A 22,802-nucleotide genomic window follows, 5' to 3' on the forward strand; every position below is an offset into this window, starting at 1 on the left:
CCGTGCCCCCGCTGCCGGAGCAGCGCCGACGGCCTGCCGGTGACGGGGCAGGCCGAGGCCGGATCCGAGGATCAGCCGACATTATCGCGCCCCTGCGCCGCCCGTCCGCCCCGCAGGCGCTCCTGGTGCCGCGCCTCACGGACAGACAGTTCCCGGGGTCACGTCAGTGCTAGATATGCGGCATACTTAGCTCCATGCCTGACCTAGATCGAGATGCGAAGTCTGACCTGGAGCGCGTCGGAGCGCCCGGCGAGGCTGCCGGTGAAGTGCACGAGGAGCGCCGGGAACCACGGTGGCCCGCGACGTGGATCCGGGCGCTGCTCCCGAGCGCCGTGCTGGCCTGCCTCGAACCGGGGCCGCTGCACGGCTATGGGATCGGCCGGGCGCTCAACACCCGTGGCTTCGGCTCCCCCAAGGGCGGATCCCTCTACCCCGTGCTGGGCAAGCTCGAGGACTCGGGGGCGATCACCGCGCAGTGGGTGCCCGGGCCGTCGGGCCCGGCGCGCCGGCAGTACACGCTCACCCCCGCGGGGAGCACCCAGCTCACCCAGGAGCGCGCAGCCCTCGCCGAGCTCACCGCCGCGCTCTCCTCCGCGTCGACCGGCTCCGCAGAGGTCGACACCGCTGTGCTCGGCGCTGCAGCTCCCGACACGGCAGCAGCCCTCGACACGGCAGCCCCCGACACCGTCGAAGGAGTCTCTCACCATGCGCTCTGAGCACCCCACGCCACCTGACGACGGCATGCCTGAGGAGGCGCCCTCCGTGAGCAGTGATCTTGAGGCCCTCTTCCTCTCAGCCCGCCAGGACCCTGCCGACGTCCTGTGGGCCCGCCGGGCGATCATGACGCTGGCGCTCCACGATGTGCAGATCGACGTCGCCGACAGGGTCGTGCGGGACGTGGCCGACCTCGTGGCCGAGAGCCGGGAGAGCCCCGAGGAGCTCTTCGGGCCCGCCGACAGTTGGGCGAGGCGCCGGGTCGCGGAGATGCGCGGCGAGGGCCTCCCCGTCTTCGAGGATCCGTTGCGCATGGGCCCGCGCCAGACGGCGGTGCTCACGCTCTGCGGCGCCGCGGCGCTCAGCGGCATGTTCGTGGTGAGCAACGTGTTCGCCCTGCTGCCGGGTCGCGGGGTCAGCGAGCTGACGCTCGGCTACGGCCTCGCGCCGCTCCTCATCTCCGCCGCGATCGCGCTCCTGATCACGGTCTACACGCGCGCCGTGCGCCGCTTCTCCTTCGGCGTCACCGCCGTGCTGTGCGCCGGGGCCCTCGCGCTCTGCTCGACGAGCATCGCGCTGATCATCATGCCGCTGGCCGAGATAGGCCCCCGCGCGAACGGCTGGTGGGCGGCGCTGCTGGTCCCCTTCTACGCGCTCCTGTGCTGGTTCCTCATGCAGCTCTGGCCGGCGGCGAGCTCCCCGGCTGCACCGGCCTCACCCGTCACCGTCGCGCAGATCCTCGCGGCCGGCGACCTCCCGGACGACGAATGGCTGGAGCGGGCGCAGGCTGCGCTGCGGGCACGGGGGGACCTCACGGAGAGGCGGATCCGCGTGACGCTGCGCGAAGCCCGGGAGCATGCTCAGGACGAGGGGAAGACGCTCATCGCCGAGTTCTCCTCCCCCGAGGGCTATGCGCAGTCGCTGCCCCGCGACCCGCGGGTGAAGCCGCGCCGGATGACCCTGCTCTACGGGATGCTCACCCTGGTCTGGGCCGCTCTCGGCATCTCGACAGCGGTGACCGACGACGGCCAGCCGTGGCGCCTGGTGATCTTCGCGGTCCTCGTGCTGCTCTGCGGCTGGACCACCGTCTCCCACGCACGGACCTGGCGCTCCGCCGCGATGCCCGAAGGTCGCCCGCAGCAGGGGTCGACGGCCTAGGCTGAGCGAGGAACCGCCGAGTCCGCAGCGATCCTGCGGACAGCCGACCCTGGAGGACAATGATGTCTGCCGAGAACCCTGACCTCGCGATCGCCCAGGCGGCGACCCTGCGTCCCCTCACCGAGATCGCCGAGGCGGCGGGGATCCCGCTCGAAGCCCTCGTGCCCTATGGCAGCACCAAGGCGAAGGTCGACGTCCGTGCGGTGCCCGCTCCCGCTGCCGACGCTCCCCGCGCGAAGCTGGTGCTGGTCTCGGCGATGTCGCCCACCCCGGCGGGCGAGGGCAAGTCGACCACCACCGTCGGCCTCGCGGACGCCTTCTCCCAGAAGGGGCTGCGCACCATGGTCGCGCTGCGGGAGCCCGCGCTCGGGCCGATCATGGGCATCAAGGGCGGTGCGACCGGCGGCGGCCACGCGCAGGTGGTGCCGATGGAGGACATCAACCTCCATTTCACCGGGGACTTCCATGCGATCCAGATCGCCAACAACACTCTCGCCGCGCTCGTGGACAACCACATCCACCAGGGCAACCAGCTCGGCATCGATCCCCGCCGCATCCAGTGGAAGCGCGTGATGGATGTCAACGACCGGGCCCTGCGCCAGATCGTCGTGGGTCTCGGCGGGCCCACCCAGGGCGTCCCGCGTGAGGACGGCTTCGACATCGTCGTCGCGTCCGAGATCATGGCCATCCTGTGCCTCGCCTCGGATCTCGCCGACCTCCAGGAGCGGATCGACCGGATCGTCGTCGGTTTCACCTACGACCGCTCACCCGTGAGCGTCGCGGATCTCGGCGTGGGCGGCGCGATCACGATGCTGCTCAAGGACGCCCTGCTGCCGAACCTGGTGCAGACCCTCGGCGGCACCCCGGCGCTCGTGCACGGCGGGCCCTTCGCGAACATCGCCCACGGCTGCAACTCCCTGGCCGCGACGCGCCTGGCCCTGTCGCTCTCGGAGATCACGGTGACCGAGGCCGGCTTCGGCTCCGACCTCGGCGCGGAGAAGTTCCTGGACATCAAGTCGCGTCTGGGCGGCCTCACCCCGGACGCCGCCGTGGTGGTCGCGACCGTGCGGGCGCTCAAGCTGCACGGGGGCGTCGCCCAGAAGGACCTCGAACGAGAGGACGTGGCGGCGGCGCTGGCCGGCACGGAGAACCTCGCCTGGCACGCCGAGAACCTGCGCAAGTTCGGTCTCGAGCCCGTGATCGCCCTGAACCGCTTCCCCAGCGATACCGAGGCCGAGCTCGACGCGATCCTGGACTGGGCCCGGCAGCAGGGATTCCATGCCGCGCTCAGCGAGGTGTGGGCGCTGGGAGGCGACGGCGGCCTGGCGGTGGCCGACGAGGTGCTCGCCGCGATCGACTCCGGGCAGGGCCCCGGTTTCCATCCCCTCTACGATCCGGCCGACGGCCTGGAGGACTCGTTGCGCACCCTGGCGCGGGAGATCTACGGGGCCGACGACGTGGTGCTCGAGGGGCGGGCACCGGCGCAGCTGCGGATGCTGCAGCGCAACGGCTGGGACACGCTGCCGGTGTGCGTGGCCAAGACCCAGTACTCGTTCTCCGACGATCCGACGCTGCTGGGCGCGCCGAGCGGTCATGTGCTGCACGTGCGCGATCTGGTGCCGAAGATCGGGGCGGGCTTCGTCGTCGCCCTGACGGGAGCGATCATGACCATGCCGGGGCTGCCCAAGGAGCCTGCGGCGCTGCGCATGGGCGTGACGGAGGCCGGGGACTCCGTCGGCCTGTTCTGAGCGGTCCTGGAAGGGCGCTCGGCGAGTGTTCGGACGGGCGACGGGCTCAGCCGGGCTCGGCCGGGCTCAGCGTCGAGGGGTCCGCTCCACCCGGGAATCGCGCTCGGCGACCGACTCGGCCTCCCGCTCGGTCTCGTCCTCGAGGTCGATGTCCAGCAGAGCGTGGTCGACCTCCTCCGCGCCTTCCTCCGGCTCCTCCCAGTTGCGGTCGGTGAGGGCGCCCTCGGTGGTCTCGACGATGTTCTCGGGGAACTCCTCCGCCCCGTCGAAGGCCATGCCCTCGTGCTCGTCGTCCACGTCATCGAGGAAGCCGCCCTCCTCGTCGTCATCGCCGGTCGACGTCGCCAGGCGCGGGCTCAGCTCATCGATCGCGTAGTCGCCGCCGCGGATGAACCCTCGCCGGAAGGCCGCGCGCCCCACCATCACGCTCGCCACCGGAACGGTGATCATCTGGGCGAGCAGCACCACCAGCAGGAAGCCCGCGAGCGCCCACGATCCCACCACCAGGGACACCCCGGTGAACACCAGGATCAGGCCCAGCACCTGCGGCTTGGAGGCGGCATGGATGCGCATCAGCACGCCGTCGAAGCGGTTCAGGCCCACCGCTGCGACGGCGGCGAGCAGCGTTCCGGCGCCGATCAGCACCGCCGCGATGATCTCGACCACGCTCATCGTGCGCCTCCTGTTCCGTCCGTCGGCCCGGAGCCGCGGTCCGGGGGTCCCTCGTGGCCCGAGTGCCCTTCGTGCTCCGGCGTTCCTTCGAACTCCGGTGCTCCCTCGTGGCCCGAGCGCCCCTCGTGCTCCGCAGACCCCTCGCGGTCCGAGGTTCCCTCGTGCTCCGGGGACTCGACGTCGCGCGGGGTCTCCTCGAAGCCGAAGCCCCTCTCGAAGTGGTCGTGCGTCTCGGTCACCGGGTAGATCGCGGGCTCCGCCTCGAGGTCGGCCTCGATGGTGTTGATCGGCTCCGTCGAGGTCGGCGAGCGCTGGGTGCCGTCGTGATCGACGTGGATCGCATCCAGCGGCCCGGTGCCGGTCCCCGGCTCCCGGCTCGGCGTGCTGCCGTTCGAGGCCGGGGTCTCGCGGCTCAGGAAGCGGGCGAAGGTCACCGTGCCCACGAAGGCGAGCCCCGTCAGGCTCAGCATTGCCGGGCCCGCCCAGTTCTCCTTCGCCCACGCCGTGTACAGCGCCATGCCCAGCACGACCAGCACCACCAGCGAGTCCGTCGAGACGGCGCGGTCCAGGATCGTGGGGCCGACCACCATGCGGTAGACGACGCCGATCGCGGTGACGGAGAGGATCGTCCCGTAGACGATCAGCATGATCTCGAACGGTGTCACAGCAGACCAGCCTCCTCGAGCACTTCTCGGCGGGCGACCGCACGCAGCAGCCGCACCTCCTGCTCGCGGACCTGGCGGCGAGCCTTCTCCGCCTCCTCGGGGGTGCCGGTGCCGATGGTGTGCAGGAACAGCATCCCGGTGGCGCGCTGCGCCTCGACCACCACGGACCCCGGAATCAGGGTGCACAGCACGCCGGTCGTGGTGAGGAAGAGATCCGAGCGGGAGGCCATCTTCACGGCGATCACCGAGCTGGGCGGCTGCGGAGCCGGACGGATCGCGTACCAGCCCACCTCGATCGCGGACGCGCACAGGTCGTACAGGAAGCGCAGCAGGAACAGGACGAACCGCACCGGGCGCACGGTGAGCTCGTGCCCCAGCGGGGGCATCGGGAACAGCACGAACACGAAGATCGCGGCGACCAGTCCGCCCAGCACGTTCTTCAGGTCGATGCCGCCCCACAGCAGGCACCACAGGGCCACGGAGACCAGGATCCAGACCCACGAACGGGCCAGCTCCACCACTCGACGTCTCATCGGTCCTCCAGCCTCTCGCCGCCGGGATCGATGCGGTAGACCAGATCGTCGGCGGCGTCGTCCCCGAGCACGGAGCTCACATAGGGCGTGCGCTCGAGCACCGAGGCGGCCGCTTCGTTCGCATAGGTCATGATCGGCCCGGCCAGCACCGTCAGCAGCAGCGAGAACGCGATCATCGCGGCGGTCGCGCCGGTCATCACCCGCGGCATCGCGACCTCGCGACGGATGATCTCCTCGCTGGGCTCCTGCCAGAAGGCACGGTTCCAGATCTTCGCGATCGCGTAGAGCGTCAGCAGGCTCGTGATCACGCTGATGGCGATGAGGATCCAGCCCGAGGCGCGGTCGTACTCGATACCGGCCTCGATCAGTCCCACCTTGCCGATGAACCCGGAGAACGGCGGGATCCCGGCGAGGTTCATGGCGGGGATGAAGAAGAGGACCGCGATCACCGGTGCGAGCTTCGCGAGCCCGCCGAGCTTGATGAGGTTCGTGGTCCCCCCGCGGGTCTCGATCAGCCCTGCGCCGAGGAACAGGGTGGACTGGACGGTGATGTGGTGGGCGACGTAGTAGATGGTCGCGCCCATGCCCAGCTGCGTGCTCATCCCGATGCCGAACAGCATGTACCCCATGTGGGAGACGAGCGTGAAGGACAGCACGCGCTTGAGGTCCGTCTGCGCGACGGCGCCGAGGATCCCGATGAAGAGGCTGAGCGCCGCTGCGGCCAGCAGCAGGTTCTGGATCTGCGACGCCGGGAACAGCAGGGTCTCCAGGCGCAGGATGGCGTAGATGCCGACCTTGGTGAGCAGGCCCGCGAACACGGCCGTCACCGGCGCGGGCGCCGTCGGATAGGAGTCCGGCAGCCAGGCGCTCAGCGGGAAGATCGCCGCCTTGATCGCGAACGCGACCAGCAGCATCAGCTCGAGCATCATGCGGGTGCCGGAGTCCAGTCCGTCCAGGCGCACCGCCAGCTCGGCGAGGTTCACGGTGCCGGTCGCGGCGTACACCGCGGCGATCGCGGCCAGGAAGATGATCGAGCTGAGCAGGGAGACGATCACGTAGGTGGTGGCCGCGCGGATGCGGCTGGCCGACCCGCCGAGGGTGAGCAGCACGTAGCTCGCCGCGAGCAGCACCTCGAAGCCCACATACAGGTTGAACAGGTCCCCCGCGAGGAACGCCATCGACACCCCGGCCACCAGCGCCAGATACGTGGGGTAGTAGATGGCCAGCGGGGTGCGTCCGGCTCGCTCGTTGACCTCCTGGGCGCTCGAGTACACGAGCACGGCCAGCGTCACGAAGCTCGAGACCACGAGCATCAGCGCGGTGAGCCGGTCTGCCACCAGCACGATCCCCAGCTGCGGGGTCCAGTTGCCGATCTGGAGGACCAGCACGCCCTCCTGGGTCACGTGATAGCCCATCACCAGCGCGACCGTGAGGATCGCGACGAGCGTGAGGATCGACAGGCCCAGCTGCACGCGGGCATGGTGACGCATCAGCAGGGTGATGGCGGCGCCGCCCAACGGCAGCATCACCGGCAGAGCGAGGAGGAGTTCGATGTTCACGGTTCCCCCCGTCCTGCGGTGTCGTCGCGGTCCGGTTCCGTCCCGCGGCCGGTGCCGGGGGCGTCGGCGGCAGGGTGGTCGCGCTCGCGGCGGCGCAGCCCGGGCCGGCGCGCCGGTTGCCCCTCGTCGGCCTCGGTGGCGTCCTGCGGGACGTCCTCCGCGCTGGTGAGGTCGGAGCCGAGCTGGTCGTCGTCCTCGGCCGGGGCGAAGCCCTGGGAATGCATGAGGGCACCGCGCCGGGACTCCTCCGACAGCGCCTGCGACCAGGACAGCTTCTCCGTGTCCTCGGTGCGCCGACGACGGCGGCGCAGCACCCGACGGTCCTCGACGTCGTCCGGGACCTCGTCGTGACCGAACAGCTGCCAGGCGCGGTAGGCCAGGGCCATGCCGAACGCCGTGATGCCCAGGGAGATCACGATCGCGGTGAGGACCATCGCGAACGGGAGCGGGTCGGTCATCTCCGAGGGGTCGCCGCTGCCCTCGAACGGCGGCTTCCCGGGTGGTCCCGCAGCGACGATGAACAGCAGGTTCACCCCGTTGCCGACCAGCACGAAACCGAGGACCACTCGAGTCAGGGTGCGCTCGAGCACGAGATACACACCGCAGGCGATGAGCACCCCGGCGGTCAGGAGCAGGGTGAGACTAACCGGCATCCGATTCCACCTCCTGCTGCTGGTCGATCTGAGAACCGAGGGTCCTGAGGAAATCGAGGATGACGCCGACGACCACGAGGTACACGCCGACGTCGAAGATCAGTGCGCTGGGGAAGTGCAGCTCCCCCAGCAACGGGACCTCCACCACCGGAGTGGCGGTGGAGAACACGTTGCCGCCCATCAGCACCGGGAGCACTCCCGCGGCGACGGCGATCGCCATGCCCGTGCCGAGCACGAAGCCGGCCTGGACCGGCGCCGCCTCGGAGAGCTCGTAGCGGCCTCCGGCGAGATAGCGCAGAGCCAGGGCGAGCCCGGCCACGAGGCCGCCGGCGAACCCTCCGCCGGGGAGGTTGTGCCCGGCCATCAGCAGGTACAGCGAGAACATCATCATCAGCGGGAACGCGATGCGGGTGACGACCTCGAGGATCACCATGCGCCGCTCCGGGGCCAGGGTCAGCCCCGCGGAGAGCCAGGTGCGCCACCTGTTGCCGCCGCTGACGTCATCGGGCCGGGCATCGAAGTCCAGCGCGTTCTGGGGCAGGGCGGAATCGTTGCGCCGACGCCAGATCGAGGTGCGGGAGTCGAGGTCCCGCACGCGGGAGATCGTCTGCTCGCGCCGGGTGACGAAGATCAGGGAGGCGACGCCCGTGGCGACCACGAGCAGCACCGAGATCTCGCCCATCGTGTCCCACACGCGGGCATCGACCAGCGCCACGTTGACCACGTTGTGGCCACCGCCGATGGTGTAGGCCGTCTCGATGAGACCAGGTCCGAGCGGCTCGAGGTAGCGTGCGTCGGCCGCGTACAGGGCCGCCCCGCACAGCACCACAGCGGTCGCGATCGCGATCGCCCAACGACCCCAGGCGCCGATCCGCAGGGGCCGGCGCGAGAAGTGGGTGGGCAGGCGTCGCAGCACCAGCACGAGCACCACCGTCATCGCGGTCTCGACCAGCACCTGGGTGGTGGCAACGTCCGGCGCCCCGGCGGCCAGGAACAGGATCGCCACGGCGTAGCCGGTCACCGAGATCAGGAAGACCGCGCGCAGGCGGCGCCGTGAGCGCGCGGCGCCGAGCGCCGCGAGCGCCGCCACGGGCAGGATGATCAGCTCGACCGGATGGTGGAACAGCACCAGGTTGTCCGGCACCGAGGACTGCGAGACCGCGATCGGGGTCACCAGCAGGATGAGCACCAGCAGCATCGTGCCGAGCGTGTAGGGCAGGGAACCGCGCTGGAACAGCGGGGTCACCGCGATGGAGACGGAGTCCACCGCACGCATCACGCGACGGAAGCCGCGCTCGGCGTCGATCCGGTCCAGCACCTCGTCGTTCGCCCAGGTCTGCGGGGACACCTTCTTCTGGAACCTCGCGAACGGCTTCGCGAACACGCACAGCAGCGCACCGACCCCGAGAGCGACCACCGAGGCGAGCAGCGGCACGCCCAGGTGCGGGACCACCGCGAGGTGGACCTCCTCCCCGGTCTCCGGGAGCACCGAGGAGAAGCCGCGCAGGATCTTCTCGAGCGGGGAGGCGAGCACGACGAGCACCACGGAGAACAGTGCGACCGCGGCGGGCGGCAGCCAGAACAGCACCGGGATGCTGGGCCGCTCGACCGGCGGGGCGCCCGGCGCGGTGCCGAAGGACCCGTGCGCGAAGCGCCAGGAGTAGGCGACGGTGAGGATCGACCCCGCGACCAGAGCGATCAGCAGCAGGCGGTGCCAGGGCTCACCGTTCCACAGCGCGGTGAACAGCGCTTCTTTGGCGACGAAGCCGAACAGCGGCGGGACCGCGGCCATGGAGGCGGCCGAGACGATGCCGATCACCGCGACCATCGGGGCGACCTTCCCGACCCCCGAGAGCACCCGGAGGTCACGGGTCCCGAACTTCTTGTCGATGATGCCCACCACCATGAACAGCGGTGCCTTGAACACGGCATGGGCGATCAGCATCGACAGCGCCGCCAGCAGCGCGTCATGCGTGGCCAGCCCGGCGACGGCGGAGAGGAATCCGAGCTGGGAGACGGTGCCGTAGGCGAGCAGCAGCTTGATGTCCGTCTGCCGCAGGGCGCGCCAGCCGCCCAGGATCATCGTCGCCGCACCGAACCCGGCGATGACCATGCTGAGGGCTTCCATGTGGGTGAGCGCAGGACCGAACCGGAGGATCAGGTACACGCCGCCCTTCACCATCGCCGCGGCATGCAGGTATGCGGAGACCGGGGTGGGCGCGGCCATCGCGCCGGGCAGCCAGAAGTGTGTCGGGATCAGCGCGGACTTCGACATCGCCCCGGCCAGGATCAGCAGCACGGCGACCACCAGGTACGGCCCGGCGTCGGCCCACATCGAGGAGGCCAGGATGTCCGAGAGGTTCAGCGATCCGGCCTGCGCCCCGATCATCAGCAGGCCCACCAGCATCGCCAGTCCCCCGGCGGTGGTGGAGATCAGCGCGTTCATCGCAGCACGACGGGAGGACTGCTTGTCCTGATAGTGCCCGATGAGCAAGTAGGAGAAGACGGTGGTGAGCTCCCAGAAGGTGTAGAGCACCATCACGTCGTCGGCGAGCACCAGGCCGATCATCGCGCCCGCGAAGGCCGTGAGCACGCCGGCGAAGCGGCCGAGCCCGGGCTCGGTGTCCTTGAAGTACCGCGCGCAGTACAGCAGCACGATCGCACCGATCGAGGTCGCGATCATCGCCAGGACCCAGCTCAGGGGGTCCAGACGGAAGCTGAGGTGGATGTCGAAGGCCGGGATCCAGGGGACGGAGACCTCGAGGGGGTTCTCGGCCAGCCCGCGAGGATCGATCGTGGCCAGCCAGGCGGCAGAGGCCGCCGGCACCAGCGCGAGGAGGAAGAACGCAGAACGGCCCATCGCCCGCACCAGGACCGGCCCTATGAGTGCCGCCCCCAGATGGGCGAGGAGCATCGTATACATGCACGTCTCCGTCCATCGAAGCAGGGAAGGGGCCGTGAACATCTTACGGGAGATATGGCGTCCGAATCTGAGCGCCTTCTCGCATTCTGCATCGGAATACGGGTCGTGTGCTCCGTAGAGTGAGCACATGGCCCTCCCTCCCCCGGGCGACCCGGTCGCGCCCTCCCCCTCCTCCGCTCCGCCCCGTCGGCGCTCCGTCGTCTCCTTCGCCCTGTGGGACGGAGGGATGTCGGCCTTCAGCTCGGTGATCCTCACGTTCGTGTTCGCGACCTATGTCGCCAGCGCCGTCGCCTCCGAGGGCGTCGTAGGCGAGGACGCGCTCAAGGCCGCGCAGGATCACGGCTCGCAGGTGCTCACCACCTGGCAGTCGATCGGGGCCGTCGCGATCGCGCTGCTCGCCCCGCTGCTGGGCAATCTCGCCGACCGCGGCGGGGTGCGCAATCTGCTGCTGCGGCTGTCGACGCTCGCCACGGTGGTCGTGGTGGCGCTGATGCCGCTGGTCGCCCTCGACGCCGACTACCTCGTTCTCGGCGCTGCACTGATCGCCCTCGCGGTCGTGTTCAGCGAGCTCGCCGGCGTGTTCGTGAACTCGGTGCTGCCGGAGATCTCCACGCCGGAGAACCGCGGGAAGGTCTCCGGGACCGCGTGGGCGGTGGGCTATTGGGGCTCGATCGTCTGTCTCGGCCTGGTGCTCGTGCTGTTCGTGATGCCCGGTACGGGTCTGCTCGGGGTCACCGGGGACGACGGCTGGAACTACCGGGCGATTCCCCTGTTCGTCGCACTGTGGATCCTGGTGGGCACGCTGCCGCTGATGATCTGGACCCCGAAGCATCCGCCGTCGGCGCCCGGTGAGCGGTGGACCCCCTGGCAGGGATACGCCAGCATCGGCCGACGGGTGGTGCGCGCCTTCCGCGAGGAGCCGGTCATGCTGCAGTACCTGGTCGCCTCGGCGATCTACCGCGACGGGCTGGGCGCCGTGTTCTCCATCGCCGGCGTGCTGGCCGCGAACGCCTACGGCTTCGACACCGTCCAGATCATCATCTTCGGCATCGCCGCGAACCTGGTCGCCGGCATCGGCGTCTTCCTCGGCGGGCGGCTGGACGACCGTCGGGGCACGCGGTTCGTGATCATCCTGGGCTGCCTCGGCATCATCGTGCTGGGCCTGGTGGTGCTGATCTTCGGCTCCACCCTGGTGTTCTGGATCGCGGGCCTGGCGATCTGCCTGTTCGTCGGCCCCGTGCAGTCCGCCTCCAGGAACCTGCTCACGCGCCTCTCGCAGCCGGGCCGGGAGACCGAGAACTTCGGCCTCTACGCCACCACCGGACGCGCGCTGGGCTTCCTGGGCACCGCCGCCTTCGCGGCGACCGTCGCCATCTCCCACGACACCCGCACGGGAATCCTGGGGATCGTCATCGTCATCGCGCTGGGGCTGGTCGCCTTCGTGCCGATCAAGCTCGGCGACGCCGGGAGGCCGACGCCGGCGCGCTCCGCGCCGACAGGCGAGCCGACGACCCGCTGACGGGCCCGGGGCTCGGGACCGGCCGACGGGGTCGACGGGACCGATCAGGACTCAGGCGAGGTCAGCGGGATCGACGGGGCCGGTCTCGACTCAAGCGAGGTCAGCGGGGTCGCCGAGGTCGCCTAGGACTCAGGCGAGGTCGGCGGGGTCCACCAGGAAACCCTCGAGGTCGACGACATAGCCACCGACGGTCTCGGTGAGCAGCCCGGCGATCAAGCCGATGCGGCGATAAGCCAGCGACCAGCGCTCGGCCGTCTCCGCGTCGGGCACCTCGATCGCGTCCTCCTCGTCGTCCCTCGGCACGTGGACGAGCTCGTAGTCGACCGCATCGTCGAGCCAGGCGACGGCGTCCAGTGCGCTGTGGCGGCTGCTGCGGGAGACCCGCACGACGATCTCGTCGCCGTCACCCAGCGGGATCGTCGCGCTGTATCCGGTGCGCGGGGTGCCGTCGGCGACCTGGTCGAGCTCCGCCTCCGGCTCCAGCGGAGCGATCAGCTCGGCCAGCGATTCCGGGGCGAGCGCGTGGGGGCTGACCACGATGAGGTCGCGCAGGTGGAACGGATGGGGTTCGAGGCGGACGCCGTCGTCGGTCACGACTGCGCCGTACAGGCGGCGGGCCAGCGACCACACGAGGTCCAGTGCACGCCGCTCGACGTCGAACGGCATGCCCTCGGGGAAGGCGCGCCCGTAGCCGTGGGAATCGCCCATCCCCTCGGGGACGGGGTCCTCGCGCACCCGCGGGGTCTCGATCGTCCAGCGGCCCGCGCCGCGCGGGGACGGATCCGGGACGAGGCGGGTGTCCTCCCCCGTCTCGAGGGAGCCGTCCTCGGAGAACTCGGCCCCCGGGCGCACATTGCGCACCATCGCCAGCACGTCCTGCGGGTCGGTGTCGCGCGGCAGCTGGAGACGGTGACCGGTGCGGGCAGCCGGCTCCGCGGAGTCGACGACGTCGCTCATGAGCCCTCCTGAACGGGAATCACGGTGCGGTGGAAGTTCTGGGAGGAGCGCGAGGGCGTGGGCCCGCGCTGCCCCAGGTAGCGATTGAGGTTACCGGCACTGCCGTACGGATTGTCCGAGGCGCTGGAGAGCGTGAAGAAGCAGAGCTGGCCGATCTTCATCCCGGGCCACAGCGCCACGGGGAGGGTCGCCATGTTCGAGAGCTCCAGGGTGATGTGTCCTTGGAAACCGGGATCGATGAACCCGGCGGTGGAGTGGGTGAGCAGGCCCAGCCGGCCGAGCGAGCTCTTGCCCTCCAAGCGCGCGGCGACGTCGTCCGGCAGCGTGATCTGCTCATAGGTGGAGGCCAGCACGAATTCGCCCGGATGCAGCATGTACGCCTCCTCCGGGTCGACGACGACCTCACGGGTGAGGTCCGCCTGCTCCGTGGCAGGGTCGATCATCGCGTACTTGTGATTGTCGAAGAGGCGGAAGAAACGATCGATCCGCACGTCCACGGACGCAGGCTGGATCATCTCCTCGTCGAAGGGTTCGAGGCGCACTCGCCCGGCATCGATCTGGCCCCGGATGTCATGATCGCTCAGCAGCACGTCGCCCAGCCTAACCGGCGCCCGCCGGGGACACGGCATCACGCCCCCTGGCGAACTCGGTTCGCGGACGTCCTTCCGCTCAGGTACGATGGTCGGCGTCCGCTCGGGCAGTCCGGATCCACCGTGATCCTGATCGGCCCCAGGGCGCTTCGCGGGTGTAGTTCAATGGTAGAACTTCAGCTTCCCAAGCTGATAGCGCGGGTTCGATTCCCGTCACCCGCTCTCTGAGAACCGTCGGCCGTGGGCCGACGGTTCTTCTCGTTCCGGGCCCCGCCCCCGGGCCCTCGTCGGCCCCTCGCCCAGCCGCTTGCTCAAGGGTCCCGTCGGCCGTTCCACGGGCTCTCCCCGGCGCCCCGCTCCGCCGCCCGCCGGACCTGCTTCGGCGCCCTCGTTCTCCGCCCGGACACGGATTCGGCCCCGATTCTGCTGCCGATGCAGGCCACGGAGGAGATCTGCACCTCAGGACAGTGGCACCCGGATTCTGTCGAAGTGTAAGAATGCGTCATGCCCAAGATCATCGGAGGGTCGCTCGAGGAGCACCGAGAACGCACGCGGGAGAAGATCTTCACCGCGCTCGCCGAGCTGCTCGAGACCCAGGACTTCGAGGCGATCACGTTCTCGAAGATCGCCACAGCCGCCGGCGTGGGACGCACGGCGATGTACAACCACTTCCCCGACCGCGAGACGCTGCTGGTCGAGTACGCCCTGCACGAGACGGCGGACTACATCACGCAGCTGCGCGCCGGGGTCAGCGAGTCGGCCACCCCGCGTGACGCCGCGCTCGCCTACGTGCGCACCCAGCTCGAGCTGAACGTGTCGTTCCACATGCCTCAGTCCACGGGCAACGGCCAGCTCACCGAGAGCGCCGCAACACGCATGCGCGAGCACGTGCTGCTGATCGAGGAGGTGCTGCATCGCATCATCAGCGACGGCGTCGACAAGGGCGACTTCGCGGCCGACCTCGACATCTCGGCGACCGTGCGCATCATCAACTCGCTGCTGGTGGGGTCGACGGCGCGCCGCTTCTCCCGCGAGGCCCTCGAGGACTTCGTGCTGCGAGGCCTCGGCGCTGAGGTCTGAGGTCTGAGGTCTAAGGCCTGTCTGAGGACTGAGCTTGAGCGCTGCGAGCTGAGAGCTGAGAGCTGGAGTCTCAGCCCGGAGCGGAGAAGACGCGCACCACCGACGACGCCCCGGGGACGATGCCTGCCGGCGTCCTCCCCGGGGCGCTTCCCGTGGGCGTCGCGACGCGCGCCCGCAGCTCAGTCGGGCCCGCCGGGCCTGCTGGGGCCTACTTGCGCTTCTTGCCCCGCCTCTTGCGGCCAGAGCCGGCCGTGGCGCCCTTGCTGCGCGCGCTCCCGTCCTGGTCCTGAGAGCTCTGCGAGCGCGTGGACCGTGCGGTCTTCGAGGCCGCCAGGGGCTCGGCGCTCTCGTCCTCGACCTCCCAGTCCATCGCGTCCAGGCTGTCGGTGGGCTCCTCATCCGGGCGGGAGAACAGCGGCTTCGCGATCTCCCCCTCGCCGTCCTCGAGGTCGACCTCGGGAGCGGTCGCGGCAACCACCCAGCAGGTCAGCGCGATCACGAGCGCGACGACGGCGATGCCCCAGCGCAGGAAGGCGCTGGTGTCATCGGTGAACATGCCCGCGGCGGAGCTGACCATCAGCGCGGAGACCAGCGAGCTGGTGAGCATGAGCGGGAGGGCCACGGAGCCGATCGCGGAGCGCAGCGCCGCGGTGAGCACCGCGCCGCCGAGCGCCCCGGAGTGGCCCCAGGAGCCCGCGCCGCCGTAGCGGCCGTGCCCGATGATGGCCGACGCACTGGCGAGCGTCGCCCCCGCGCCGAGCGACCACAGGCCGAGCGCCGCGGCGGACAGCACCGCGCCGAGGACGAAGCCGGGCAGGGCCGCAGGGCCCAGACCGAACGCCGCCACGAGCGGCATGGCGACCACCACGACCATGGCTGGCAGCGCGGCCCGGCGCACCGTCTCGGACAGCTCGTCGAAGTTCACGGCGCTGCGCTTCTCGAGGAAGGCCGCCCGGGTCTCGACCACCGCGGACGCCCCGAGCCGTCGGGACCCGTCCAGCAGGGAGGCGGTCACCAGCAGCACGGTGACCGCACCGAGGCCCACGCCGGCCAGCACCGGCAGCGAGAGGGGCGTGAGCGCGTGCAGCGCACGGTCCTCCCACAGGGTGGCGGCGCGGGGCGCGCCCTGCAGCGCGGTGACCACCGGCAGGAGGGCGGGCAGGGCGACGGCGGTGGCCGCCAGCAGCAGCACCGCACGAGGGCCGGTCGCGGAGCCCGCCGCGGCGTCCCGCAGACCGCGTTCGGTGCCCGGGCGGTCGGCGAGGGTCGCGGCCATCAGCGACCCGGCGCAGGAGACGCCCACCACGAGCGCTCCGAGCCCCACATGGACCAGGAGCAGCAGGGCGAGGCCGGGCACACCGGCGCTGAGCACGCTGAGCACCGCGGCGACCAGCAGCAGCAGGGACAGGGCGCCGGCGGCGAGCAGCGCCGAGGAGCCCAGGCCCGCCAGGGTGCCCAGGGCGCCGCCGGTGCGACTGGTGCGGGCGGCGCGCAGCACGGTCCCGCCCTGACGGTTCCCGGTGCGATCCAGCAGGAGCAGCGCGGCCAGGGCGACCACCACGCCCAACCCCAGGGCTCCCGCCACGACCGTGCTCGGGGAGACGGTGTAGAGGCCGACGACGTCCAGGAGCGCGCTGGCGTCACGGGAGTCGTCGGTGTAGGAGACCATCTCGCCCATGTCCGCACCGGCCTGCTCGATCTGCGGCAGCAGCTGCTCCCGCGGGAGAGGGTCCGGGCCGGCCACGGCCTGATCGGTGAATGTCTCCATGCCCACCTGGGCGAAGCGCAGGTTCTTGTAGGCCGAGGGCAGCCACAGCGCGGCGGCGACGACCATCCCGATGCCGCCCAGCACGGCGGGGATCAGCCCGCCCAGGCGCAGGGCGCCGCGCTCCCGGCCGGCGTCGCCGAGGTGCGGGACGAGGGCGACCGCTCCGGCGGCGAGCATCGCCACGCCGAGACCGAGGAGCACCACCAGGATGCCCTCGCCGGCAAACACGGGGACTCCCAGCAGAATGCCCACGGCGGCGGCCGCCGTGGTGAGCGCGACCAGGTCGGCGCTGAGAGCGGCGCCGCGACGGTACATGCGGGCGGTGCGCAGGTGGGCGGCGCCGAGGTTCCCGGGGTCGTCGGCCTCGATCTCGTGCTCGTCGGTCCCCACCAGGACGCCCGCTGCGGAGGCGGCCGTGTCCAGCGGGGCGGCGGTCACGCGGATCGCGAGCGCCGAGATCGCGGCGCCGGCGGCCAGTGCCATGAGGGCCGAGGCCCCGGAGGCGTGCACGAACCACACCAGCACGACGACGGGGAGGATCGCGATGCCGAGCGCGCCGGTGACGGTCAGGGCGCCGAGCCGGGCGATCAGCGCGGGTCGACGCTCGGCATCCACCCCCAGCGCGGCCAGCTGCACGGCCAGTCCGCGCCAGGCGGCGAACGGACCGATCAGCAGACCCACCAGCATCATGGCCGAGCGCAGGATGCGATCGTCGGTCGAGCCGGGCACCAGGTACAGCAGCACCATCGCCGGCAGTCCGACCCAGAGCACCAGCGAGCCGGACGCGGTGAGCTGTCGGCCCAGCCGGCGCCCAAGGTCGTCGTCCACCTCGTCGGAGTCCTCGTCGCGCTGCAGGCGGCTGGGCACCACGGCCCCGGCCACGAGGGCGACGACGGCGAGGACACCGAGCACCAGGAGGGTCACGGCGATGTCATCGCCCAGGGGGAATTGCGTGATCAGGTCCACTAGACAACTTCCGTCGTGGGGGCTCGCCGGACCGTCATGACGCCCCGGCGAGCGGGGCTATCAGGCGAGCAGGGACAGATCCAGATGGGTCGGGGCGCCGTCGACGACGCGGATCGGCACACCCCAGTCCTGCTGGTGCATGTGGCAGGCGGGGAACTCCACGGCCGGGTCCGCATCGCACGAGGCGGCGCGGGCGCTCACGTGGAGCACGCCCTCGGTATACGCGGGGTCCAGCTCGAGGGTGCGCTCGAGCGCGGTGTCCACTCCCCCGCCGACGGTGAGCATCGCCGAGGGTGTCGTGGAGACGGTGACCTGGGTGGACGGGCCGAGACTGTCATCGAGCTTGTGCCCCTCCGGCGGCGTGAACAGCACCCGCACCGTGAGCGGACCGGGACCGACCTCAGTGGTGGGTCGCTCGGAGCGCTGGGCGCCCTGGTCGATGACCCGCTCGGCGGCCTTGGCCACCGGCACCCAGGTGACGCGGTGCGCCCCGGATTCGACGACGATCAGCTGGCCGATCCCGTCCACCGGGGGGCCGACGATCGCGGCGGAGGGCTCGTCGAGATCGGTCGCGACGGTGACCACCGTGATCTCGGCGGTCACCTCCGGATCCTCCGCGTCGTGCTCCTCGACGATGCGGATGGCGCCGTTGTACGTATCCGCGACGGCGATGCGTCCGTCGGGCAGAGCGGTGACCGCGAGCGGGTGCTGGAGGCGTGCGATGCCGTCCGGCCCGCCGGGGCCGTCCACGTGCCCGAAGTCGAACAGGCCCTGGCCCACCAGGGTGCGCACCTGCATGGTGTGGGGGTCCAGCACGCGCACAGCGGAGGTCTCGGAATCCGCGACCACGAGGCGACCGTCGGGCATCTCGTCGATGCCGGAGGGCTGGGCCCACCAGGAGGTGACGACAGGTCCGTCGACCAGACCCTCCTGGGTCGTGCCCGCGAGCACCATGAGGGCGCCCGTGACAGGGTCGAAGGTCCACAGCTGGTGGATGCCGGCCATGGCGATCACGGCCCGGTTCAGGACATGGGACCAGGTGATGTCCCACGGCGTGGACAGCGAGTAGGAGCGCGCATCGCCCTCACCGCGGGGCAGCTCCTGCCCCTGCATCCACTGATCGCCGGTCCCTGCGACCGTCACCACCTCGGTGGCGGTGCGGGAGCGGAGCAGACGGTCCTGGCCCACCTTGACCCCGCGCAACAGATGGTTGGCGGTGTCGGTGACCAGGAGGTCGTAGCCCACCTCGGCGGCGATCTCGTGCGGGAGGGCCAGCACACCGTTGGGCTCGGCGAACTGGACCGTCTCGGCATCGCCGTCGGTGTTCCCGCGGGTGCCGGTGCCGATGATCTCGTCGACGGTCTGGCCGTCGTTCTGGAAGACCACGAGGCGATGCTGACCGGCGTCGGAGACGACCAGGCGGCCGTCCGGCAGGGTGGTGAGCTTCGAGGGGAAGCGGAGGGTCTGCGGGGTGCGCTCGGCGAGCACCGTCGGGGCGGGCCCGCGGCGCAGAGAACCGTCGGTCTCGCCCTCGGCGACGAGACGGCCGATCAGCGCATCGAGGTTCGCGGCGTGGCCCTCGCCGGAGAGGTTCCCGGCGATGCGGCCGTGGGCGTCCAGCACCATGAGGGTGGGCCAGGCGCGGGCGCCGTACTCGGTCCACGTCTCCAGCTCGGGGTCATCGATGACGGGATGGGTGACCTCGTAGCGCTCGATGTTCGCGGCCAGGGCGTCCGGGTCCTTCTCGAACTCGAACTTCGGGGAGTGCACGCCGATCACCACGAGCTCGTCGGCCCACTTCGCCTCGAGCGGGCGCAGCTCGTCGAGCACGTGCAGGCAGTTCACGCAGCAGAACGTCCAGAAATCCAGCAGCACGATCTTGCCGCGCAGGGCTTCGAGGTCGAGGTCGGCGCCGCCCGTGTTCAACCATCCCCGGCCGCGCAGAGCGGATCCATGGGCACGAGCAGTCAGAGGCGCAGAGGGATCTGGCGGTGTGGTCATGAGGACCAGTGAACACTGCGCGCGGGTCCGCTGGCCAACTCGGGTGACATGCGCGGACAAACAGTCTCCGGCGCTGGGCCGTCCGCCCCGCACCGCCGGGACGCCTCGTGCCCCGTCACCGGACTCGTCACCGGCACGCTCACCAGCCCCGTCACCGACGCGCTCACCAGGTGTCGATCCACGCGAGGAGGTCCGGGTCGGTGAGGTCGCTCAGGGCGAGATCCGCCGAGGGTGCCGGGTGCCCGGGGGCGGGCACGGCGAGCAGTCTCAGACCGGCATCGCGCGCCGCGCGGGCACCCGTCTCGGAATCCTCCAGGGCGAGTGCCTCGGTCGGGTCGACGCCCAGCGCGCGGGCCGCCGCGGCGTACATGTCCGGTGCGGGCTTGGGATGCTCCACGGTGTCGGAGGCCTCGAGCACACGGAAGTGCTCGCGCAGCCCGCCGAGCATGAGCTTCTGGTCGAGCGACTCCAGCCACGAGTTGGAGGCGCAGCCCAGCGGCACCTTCGAGCCCGCCAGGCGCACGATCTCCTCCGCGCCGGGCATCAGACGGATCCCCGTGCCCAGCTCCCGATCGAACTCCCGGCGCAGATCGTCGATGATGACCTGCTCGTCCTGGTCGGCGCGCGAGGCGAGGATCTCCGCGGCCACCTCGAGGGTCGACCCGTGCAGCTCGATATCGTCGCTGGGCAGCAGCACGATTCCGTGAGCGGCGACGACGGTGTCCTGCGCGCGCTGCCACACGGTCTCGGTGTCCAGCAGCAGGCCGTCGCAGTCGAAGACCACCGCGCGGGGTGTCCAGTCGCCGAAGGCCTCCAGGAACCGGGAGGGGGCGGCGCCGCGTGAGGGTATCGCGGCGCTCATCGGAGGCTCTCCCAACCCGCGATCCAGGAGGTGAGCACGGGATCCGCGAGCGAGTCCAGACGACGCGGCGCGCGAGGCTCCTGACCAGGGATGGAGGGGACGGCGATCAGCTGCAGTCCCGCGGCGAGCGCGGCCTCCGCCCCGGTCTCGGAGTCCTCGAAGCCCAGGCAGTCGGCCGGGTCCGCGCCGAGCGCCGCCGCCGCGGTGAGGTACATGTCGGGTGCCGGCTTGGGGGTGGCGACGTCCTCCACGGACACGGAGGCGTCGATGAGGTCCGTGATGCCGAGCGAGGCGAGCGTGGTGTCCAGCAGATCGCGCGGGGAGTTCGAGGCGACGGCGACGGGGCGCACGGCCGCGACCGCCCGCAGGGTCTCCAGCGCGCCGGGGATCGGGGCGATCTCGCCCCCGAGCGTCTGACGGTGCTCCTCGAGCAGCTCCTCCCCCACCGCGTAGGGGTCCTTGCCGACGGCTTCGCCGATGGTCACCACGACCGTCTCCACGGCGCGGCCGGTGATCGCCCGACGGGTCGCCGGGTCCAGCGTGGCCCCGTGGCGGGCGAGGTAACGGTCCTGCAGGGCGACCCAGTGCCCCTCGGTGTCCACCAGCAGGCCGTCGCAGTCGAAGATCGCTGCTGCCGGGGTCCACGCCGGAGGCCAGGTGTCCAGCGGCGAGGGCGGCAGGGGCAGGGGCGAGGTGTCGGTGCTCATGATGGCTCCAGCGTATAGAGCGTTCCTCCATAGCGCCTGTTCCGCGCCAGTTCCGCGCTTGTTCCGCGCCAGGAGCCCGGTCCTCACCAGCTCCGCACCGTGCCCATGCCGGTGGGCTGTGCGGAGGGTGGACCGGATGGCGGGAATCGTGCAGTCTCGCACCGTCGACGGACCCGCTGCGTCACGGGCGGGCCGATAGTGACGAGCTCTGGCGATATCGCCACGTCACCTCACCACCGGCCCGCCCACGACAGGAACGACCGAAAACCACCGCCCGTGACAGGCACGCTCGGGACCCACCGTCTATGACCGGCACGCTCGGGGACCACCGCCCATGACAGGCACGATCAGGACCCACCGCCCGGCGGGGGCCGTACTGGACCGCCACCGGCCGGTCACGGGGTGATCAGGCGGCGATCGCGGCGAAGCCCCGATCGAGATCGGCGAGGATGTCGTCGATGTGCTCGAGGCCCACAGAGAGGCGCACGAAGCCGGGCTCGACGCCCGCGGCCTTCTGCTCGTCCTCGCTCAGCTGGGAGTGCGTGGTCGACGCCGGGTGGATCACCAGGCTGCGCACGTCGCCGACGTTCGCGACGTTCGAATGCAGCTCGAGCGCGTCGACGAAGGCCGTGCCGGCCTCGACCCCGCCCTCGAGCACGAAGCCGAGCACGGAGCCGGCGCCGCGGGGCAGGTACTTCTGCGCCCGGTCGTAGAACGGCGAGTCCGGCAGGCCCGCGTAGGCCACCGAGGCCACACCGGGCTTGCCGACCAGGTAGTCGGCGACCTTCTTCGTGTTCTCCACGTGGCGCTCCATGCGCAGGTGCAGGGTCTCGATGCCCTGAGCGATGAGGAAGGCGTTGTGCGGAGAGATCGCCGGGCCCAGATCGCGCAGCAGCGAGACCCGGGCGCGGATCGCGTACGGCGGCAGCGCGGGCGCGATCTGGCTGTAGACGATGCCGTTGTACGACGGGTCCGGCTCGTTGAACAGCGGGAACTTCTCAGGGTCCGCGCCGAAGTCGAAGCGACCGCCGTCGACGATCACACCGCCGATGGCGGTGCCGTGCCCGCCCAGGAACTTGGTGGCCGAGTGCACGATGATGTCGGCCCCGTACTCGAGCGGGCGCAGCAGGAACGGGGAGGCGATCGTGTTGTCGACGATCAGCGGCACGCCAGCGTCGTGGGCGATCGCGGAGACGCCCTCGACGTCGAGCACGTCCTGGCGCGGGTTGGGGATGGACTCGGCGAAGAACGCCTTGGTGTTCGGGCGGACGGCCGCCTTCCAGGAGTCCAGGGAGTCCGGATCCTCGACCCAGCTGGCCTCGATCCCCAGGCGCGGCAGGGTGTGCTTGAACAGGTTGTAGCTGCCGCCGTAGAGGCTCGGCGAGACCACGATCGAGTCGCCGGCCTGCGCGAGGGTGAGGATCGACAGCGTGATCGCGCTCTGCCCGGAGGCGACCATGAGTGCGGCCACGCCGCCCTCGAGCGCTGCGACACGGTTCTCGACGACCTCGGTGGTGGGGTTGTTCAGCCGCGTGTAGATCGGGCCCAGCTCGGCGAGCGAGAAGCGATCCGCGGCGGCCTGTGCGCTGGGGAACACGAAGCTCGTGGTCTGGTGGATCGGCAGCGCGCGAGATCCGGTGGTCGGATCGGGGCTCTGGCCGGCGTGGATGGCGAGGGTCTCGAACTTCGGGCTCTGCTCGGTCATGGGGATCCTTCTCTCAGCGGGG

The 22,802-nt window shown here is 70.9% G+C and carries 18 protein-coding genes and 1 tRNA gene; 6 read left to right on the forward strand and 13 right to left on the reverse strand.

The features are described from left to right. Nucleotides 1-194: 194 nt before the first annotated feature. From CIK71_RS09280 to CIK71_RS09290, 3 genes are all read left to right on the forward strand, one after another. Nucleotides 195-716, forward strand: coding sequence for a PadR family transcriptional regulator (locus tag CIK71_RS09280; RefSeq protein ID WP_096165137.1), 522 nt, complete (start codon nt 195-197; stop codon nt 714-716). Nucleotides 717-762: 46 nt separating this feature from the next. Beyond that, nucleotides 763-1,872, forward strand: a complete 1,110-nt coding sequence (locus CIK71_RS09285; protein WP_158542011.1) for a hypothetical protein — start codon at nt 763-765, stop codon at nt 1,870-1,872. Between the two features lie 62 nt (nt 1,873-1,934). Further along, nucleotides 1,935-3,620: a formate--tetrahydrofolate ligase gene (locus CIK71_RS09290; protein ID WP_096165403.1), complete on the forward strand. Its 1,686-nt coding sequence runs from the start codon at nt 1,935-1,937 to the stop codon at nt 3,618-3,620. A gap of 66 nt (nt 3,621-3,686) precedes the next feature. On the opposite strand, the gene CIK71_RS09295 is transcribed toward CIK71_RS09290, so the two are convergent. The 6 genes from CIK71_RS09295 to CIK71_RS09320 are packed head-to-tail and all read right to left on the reverse strand — an operon-like array spanning nt 3,687 to nt 10,625. Further along, the gene (locus CIK71_RS09295) at nt 3,687-4,292 is read right to left on the reverse strand and encodes a cation:proton antiporter (protein WP_096165138.1); all 606 of its coding nucleotides are present in this window, start codon (nt 4,290-4,292) and stop codon (nt 3,687-3,689) included. Next, a complete protein-coding gene (locus tag CIK71_RS17715; RefSeq protein ID WP_096165141.1) occupies nt 4,289-4,957 on the reverse strand; it encodes an MrpF/PhaF family protein in 669 nt (222 codons plus the stop codon). Before CIK71_RS17715 ends, CIK71_RS09295 begins: the two co-directional genes overlap by 4 nt. Continuing rightward, nucleotides 4,954-5,490 carry a Na+/H+ antiporter subunit E gene (locus CIK71_RS09305; RefSeq protein ID WP_096165143.1) on the reverse strand — a complete coding sequence of 179 codons (537 nt, stop codon included), beginning with the start codon at nt 5,488-5,490 and terminating at the stop codon, nt 4,954-4,956. The genes CIK71_RS17715 and CIK71_RS09305 overlap by 4 nt, the downstream gene beginning before the upstream one ends. After that, nucleotides 5,487-7,049 (reverse strand): Na+/H+ antiporter subunit D, encoded by a 1,563-nt coding sequence (locus CIK71_RS09310; RefSeq protein ID WP_096165146.1) that lies wholly within the window; start codon nt 7,047-7,049, stop codon nt 5,487-5,489. The genes CIK71_RS09305 and CIK71_RS09310 overlap by 4 nt, the downstream gene beginning before the upstream one ends. Continuing rightward, nucleotides 7,046-7,702: a Na(+)/H(+) antiporter subunit C gene (locus CIK71_RS09315; RefSeq protein WP_096165149.1), complete on the reverse strand. Its 657-nt coding sequence runs from the start codon at nt 7,700-7,702 to the stop codon at nt 7,046-7,048. The genes CIK71_RS09310 and CIK71_RS09315 overlap by 4 nt, the downstream gene beginning before the upstream one ends. Beyond that, a complete protein-coding gene (locus CIK71_RS09320) occupies nt 7,692-10,625 on the reverse strand; it encodes a Na+/H+ antiporter subunit A (RefSeq protein ID WP_176485599.1) in 2,934 nt (977 codons plus the stop codon). Before CIK71_RS09320 ends, CIK71_RS09315 begins: the two co-directional genes overlap by 11 nt. 127 nt (nt 10,626-10,752) lie before the next feature. Between CIK71_RS09320 and CIK71_RS09325 the strand changes: the two genes are divergently transcribed. After that, a complete protein-coding gene (locus tag CIK71_RS09325; RefSeq protein ID WP_096165152.1) occupies nt 10,753-12,144 on the forward strand; it encodes an MFS transporter in 1,392 nt (463 codons plus the stop codon). Nucleotides 12,145-12,273: 129 nt separating this feature from the next. On the opposite strand, the gene CIK71_RS09330 is transcribed toward CIK71_RS09325, so the two are convergent. Together CIK71_RS09330 and dcd are read right to left on the reverse strand one after the other, a co-directional pair. Continuing rightward, nucleotides 12,274-13,101, reverse strand: a complete 828-nt coding sequence (locus tag CIK71_RS09330) for a hypothetical protein (protein ID WP_096165155.1) — start codon at nt 13,099-13,101, stop codon at nt 12,274-12,276. After that, complete coding sequence (gene dcd / locus CIK71_RS09335; protein WP_096165158.1) at nt 13,098-13,691, reverse strand: dCTP deaminase; 594 nt, start codon at nt 13,689-13,691, stop codon at nt 13,098-13,100. The genes CIK71_RS09330 and dcd overlap by 4 nt, the downstream gene beginning before the upstream one ends. A gap of 151 nt (nt 13,692-13,842) precedes the next feature. On the opposite strand from dcd, the gene CIK71_RS09340 reads away from it, so the two are divergent. Further along, nucleotides 13,843-13,913 (forward strand) — tRNA-Gly (locus CIK71_RS09340). Nucleotides 13,914-14,195: 282 nt separating this feature from the next. After that, a complete protein-coding gene (locus tag CIK71_RS09345) occupies nt 14,196-14,771 on the forward strand; it encodes a TetR/AcrR family transcriptional regulator (RefSeq protein WP_096165160.1) in 576 nt (191 codons plus the stop codon). A gap of 208 nt (nt 14,772-14,979) precedes the next feature. On the opposite strand, the gene CIK71_RS09350 is transcribed toward CIK71_RS09345, so the two are convergent. The 5 genes from CIK71_RS09350 to CIK71_RS09370 form a co-directional block, all read right to left on the reverse strand. Next, complete coding sequence (locus CIK71_RS09350; RefSeq protein ID WP_245857438.1) at nt 14,980-17,505, reverse strand: pyrophosphatase; 2,526 nt, start codon at nt 17,503-17,505, stop codon at nt 14,980-14,982. 60 nt (nt 17,506-17,565) lie between these two features. Then, nucleotides 17,566-19,506, reverse strand: a complete 1,941-nt coding sequence (locus CIK71_RS09355) for a thioredoxin-like domain-containing protein (protein ID WP_096165162.1) — start codon at nt 19,504-19,506, stop codon at nt 17,566-17,568. 163 nt (nt 19,507-19,669) lie between these two features. After that, the gene (locus CIK71_RS09360) at nt 19,670-20,368 is read right to left on the reverse strand and encodes an HAD family hydrolase (protein WP_096165163.1); all 699 of its coding nucleotides are present in this window, start codon (nt 20,366-20,368) and stop codon (nt 19,670-19,672) included. Then, on the reverse strand, nt 20,365-21,075 hold the full coding sequence (locus CIK71_RS09365; RefSeq protein WP_096165165.1) for an HAD family hydrolase: 711 nt from the start codon (nt 21,073-21,075) through the stop codon (nt 20,365-20,367). Before CIK71_RS09365 ends, CIK71_RS09360 begins: the two co-directional genes overlap by 4 nt. 406 nt (nt 21,076-21,481) lie before the next feature. After that, nucleotides 21,482-22,780 (reverse strand): bifunctional o-acetylhomoserine/o-acetylserine sulfhydrylase, encoded by a 1,299-nt coding sequence (locus CIK71_RS09370; RefSeq protein ID WP_096165168.1) that lies wholly within the window; start codon nt 22,778-22,780, stop codon nt 21,482-21,484. Nucleotides 22,781-22,802: the final 22 nt, after the last annotated feature.

The organism is Brachybacterium alimentarium (assembly GCF_002332425.1).
GTDB classification, from domain to species: domain Bacteria; phylum Actinomycetota; class Actinomycetes; order Actinomycetales; family Dermabacteraceae; genus Brachybacterium; species Brachybacterium alimentarium.

Coding starts and splice junctions, on each gene's coding strand:
- CIK71_RS09280 (WP_096165137.1), top strand. CDS start 195: ATGCCTGACCTAGATCGAGATGCGAAGTCTGACCTGGAGCGCGTCGGA.
- CIK71_RS09290 (WP_096165403.1), top strand. CDS start 1,935: ATGTCTGCCGAGAACCCTGACCTCGCGATCGCCCAGGCGGCGACCCTG.
- CIK71_RS09295 (WP_096165138.1), bottom strand. CDS start 4,292: ATGAGCGTGGTCGAGATCATCGCGGCGGTGCTGATCGGCGCCGGAACG.
- CIK71_RS09305 (WP_096165143.1), bottom strand. CDS start 5,490: ATGAGACGTCGAGTGGTGGAGCTGGCCCGTTCGTGGGTCTGGATCCTG.
- CIK71_RS09315 (WP_096165149.1), bottom strand. CDS start 7,702: ATGCCGGTTAGTCTCACCCTGCTCCTGACCGCCGGGGTGCTCATCGCC.
- CIK71_RS09320 (WP_176485599.1), bottom strand. CDS start 10,625: ATGTATACGATGCTCCTCGCCCATCTGGGGGCGGCACTCATAGGGCCG.
- CIK71_RS09325 (WP_096165152.1), top strand. CDS start 10,753: ATGGCCCTCCCTCCCCCGGGCGACCCGGTCGCGCCCTCCCCCTCCTCC.
- CIK71_RS09330 (WP_096165155.1), bottom strand. CDS start 13,101: ATGAGCGACGTCGTCGACTCCGCGGAGCCGGCTGCCCGCACCGGTCAC.
- CIK71_RS09345 (WP_096165160.1), top strand. CDS start 14,196: ATGCCCAAGATCATCGGAGGGTCGCTCGAGGAGCACCGAGAACGCACG.
- CIK71_RS09355 (WP_096165162.1), bottom strand. CDS start 19,506: ATGACCACACCGCCAGATCCCTCTGCGCCTCTGACTGCTCGTGCCCAT.
- CIK71_RS09360 (WP_096165163.1), bottom strand. CDS start 20,368: ATGAGCGCCGCGATACCCTCACGCGGCGCCGCCCCCTCCCGGTTCCTG.
- CIK71_RS09365 (WP_096165165.1), bottom strand. CDS start 21,075: ATGAGCACCGACACCTCGCCCCTGCCCCTGCCGCCCTCGCCGCTGGAC.
- CIK71_RS09370 (WP_096165168.1), bottom strand. CDS start 22,780: ATGACCGAGCAGAGCCCGAAGTTCGAGACCCTCGCCATCCACGCCGGC.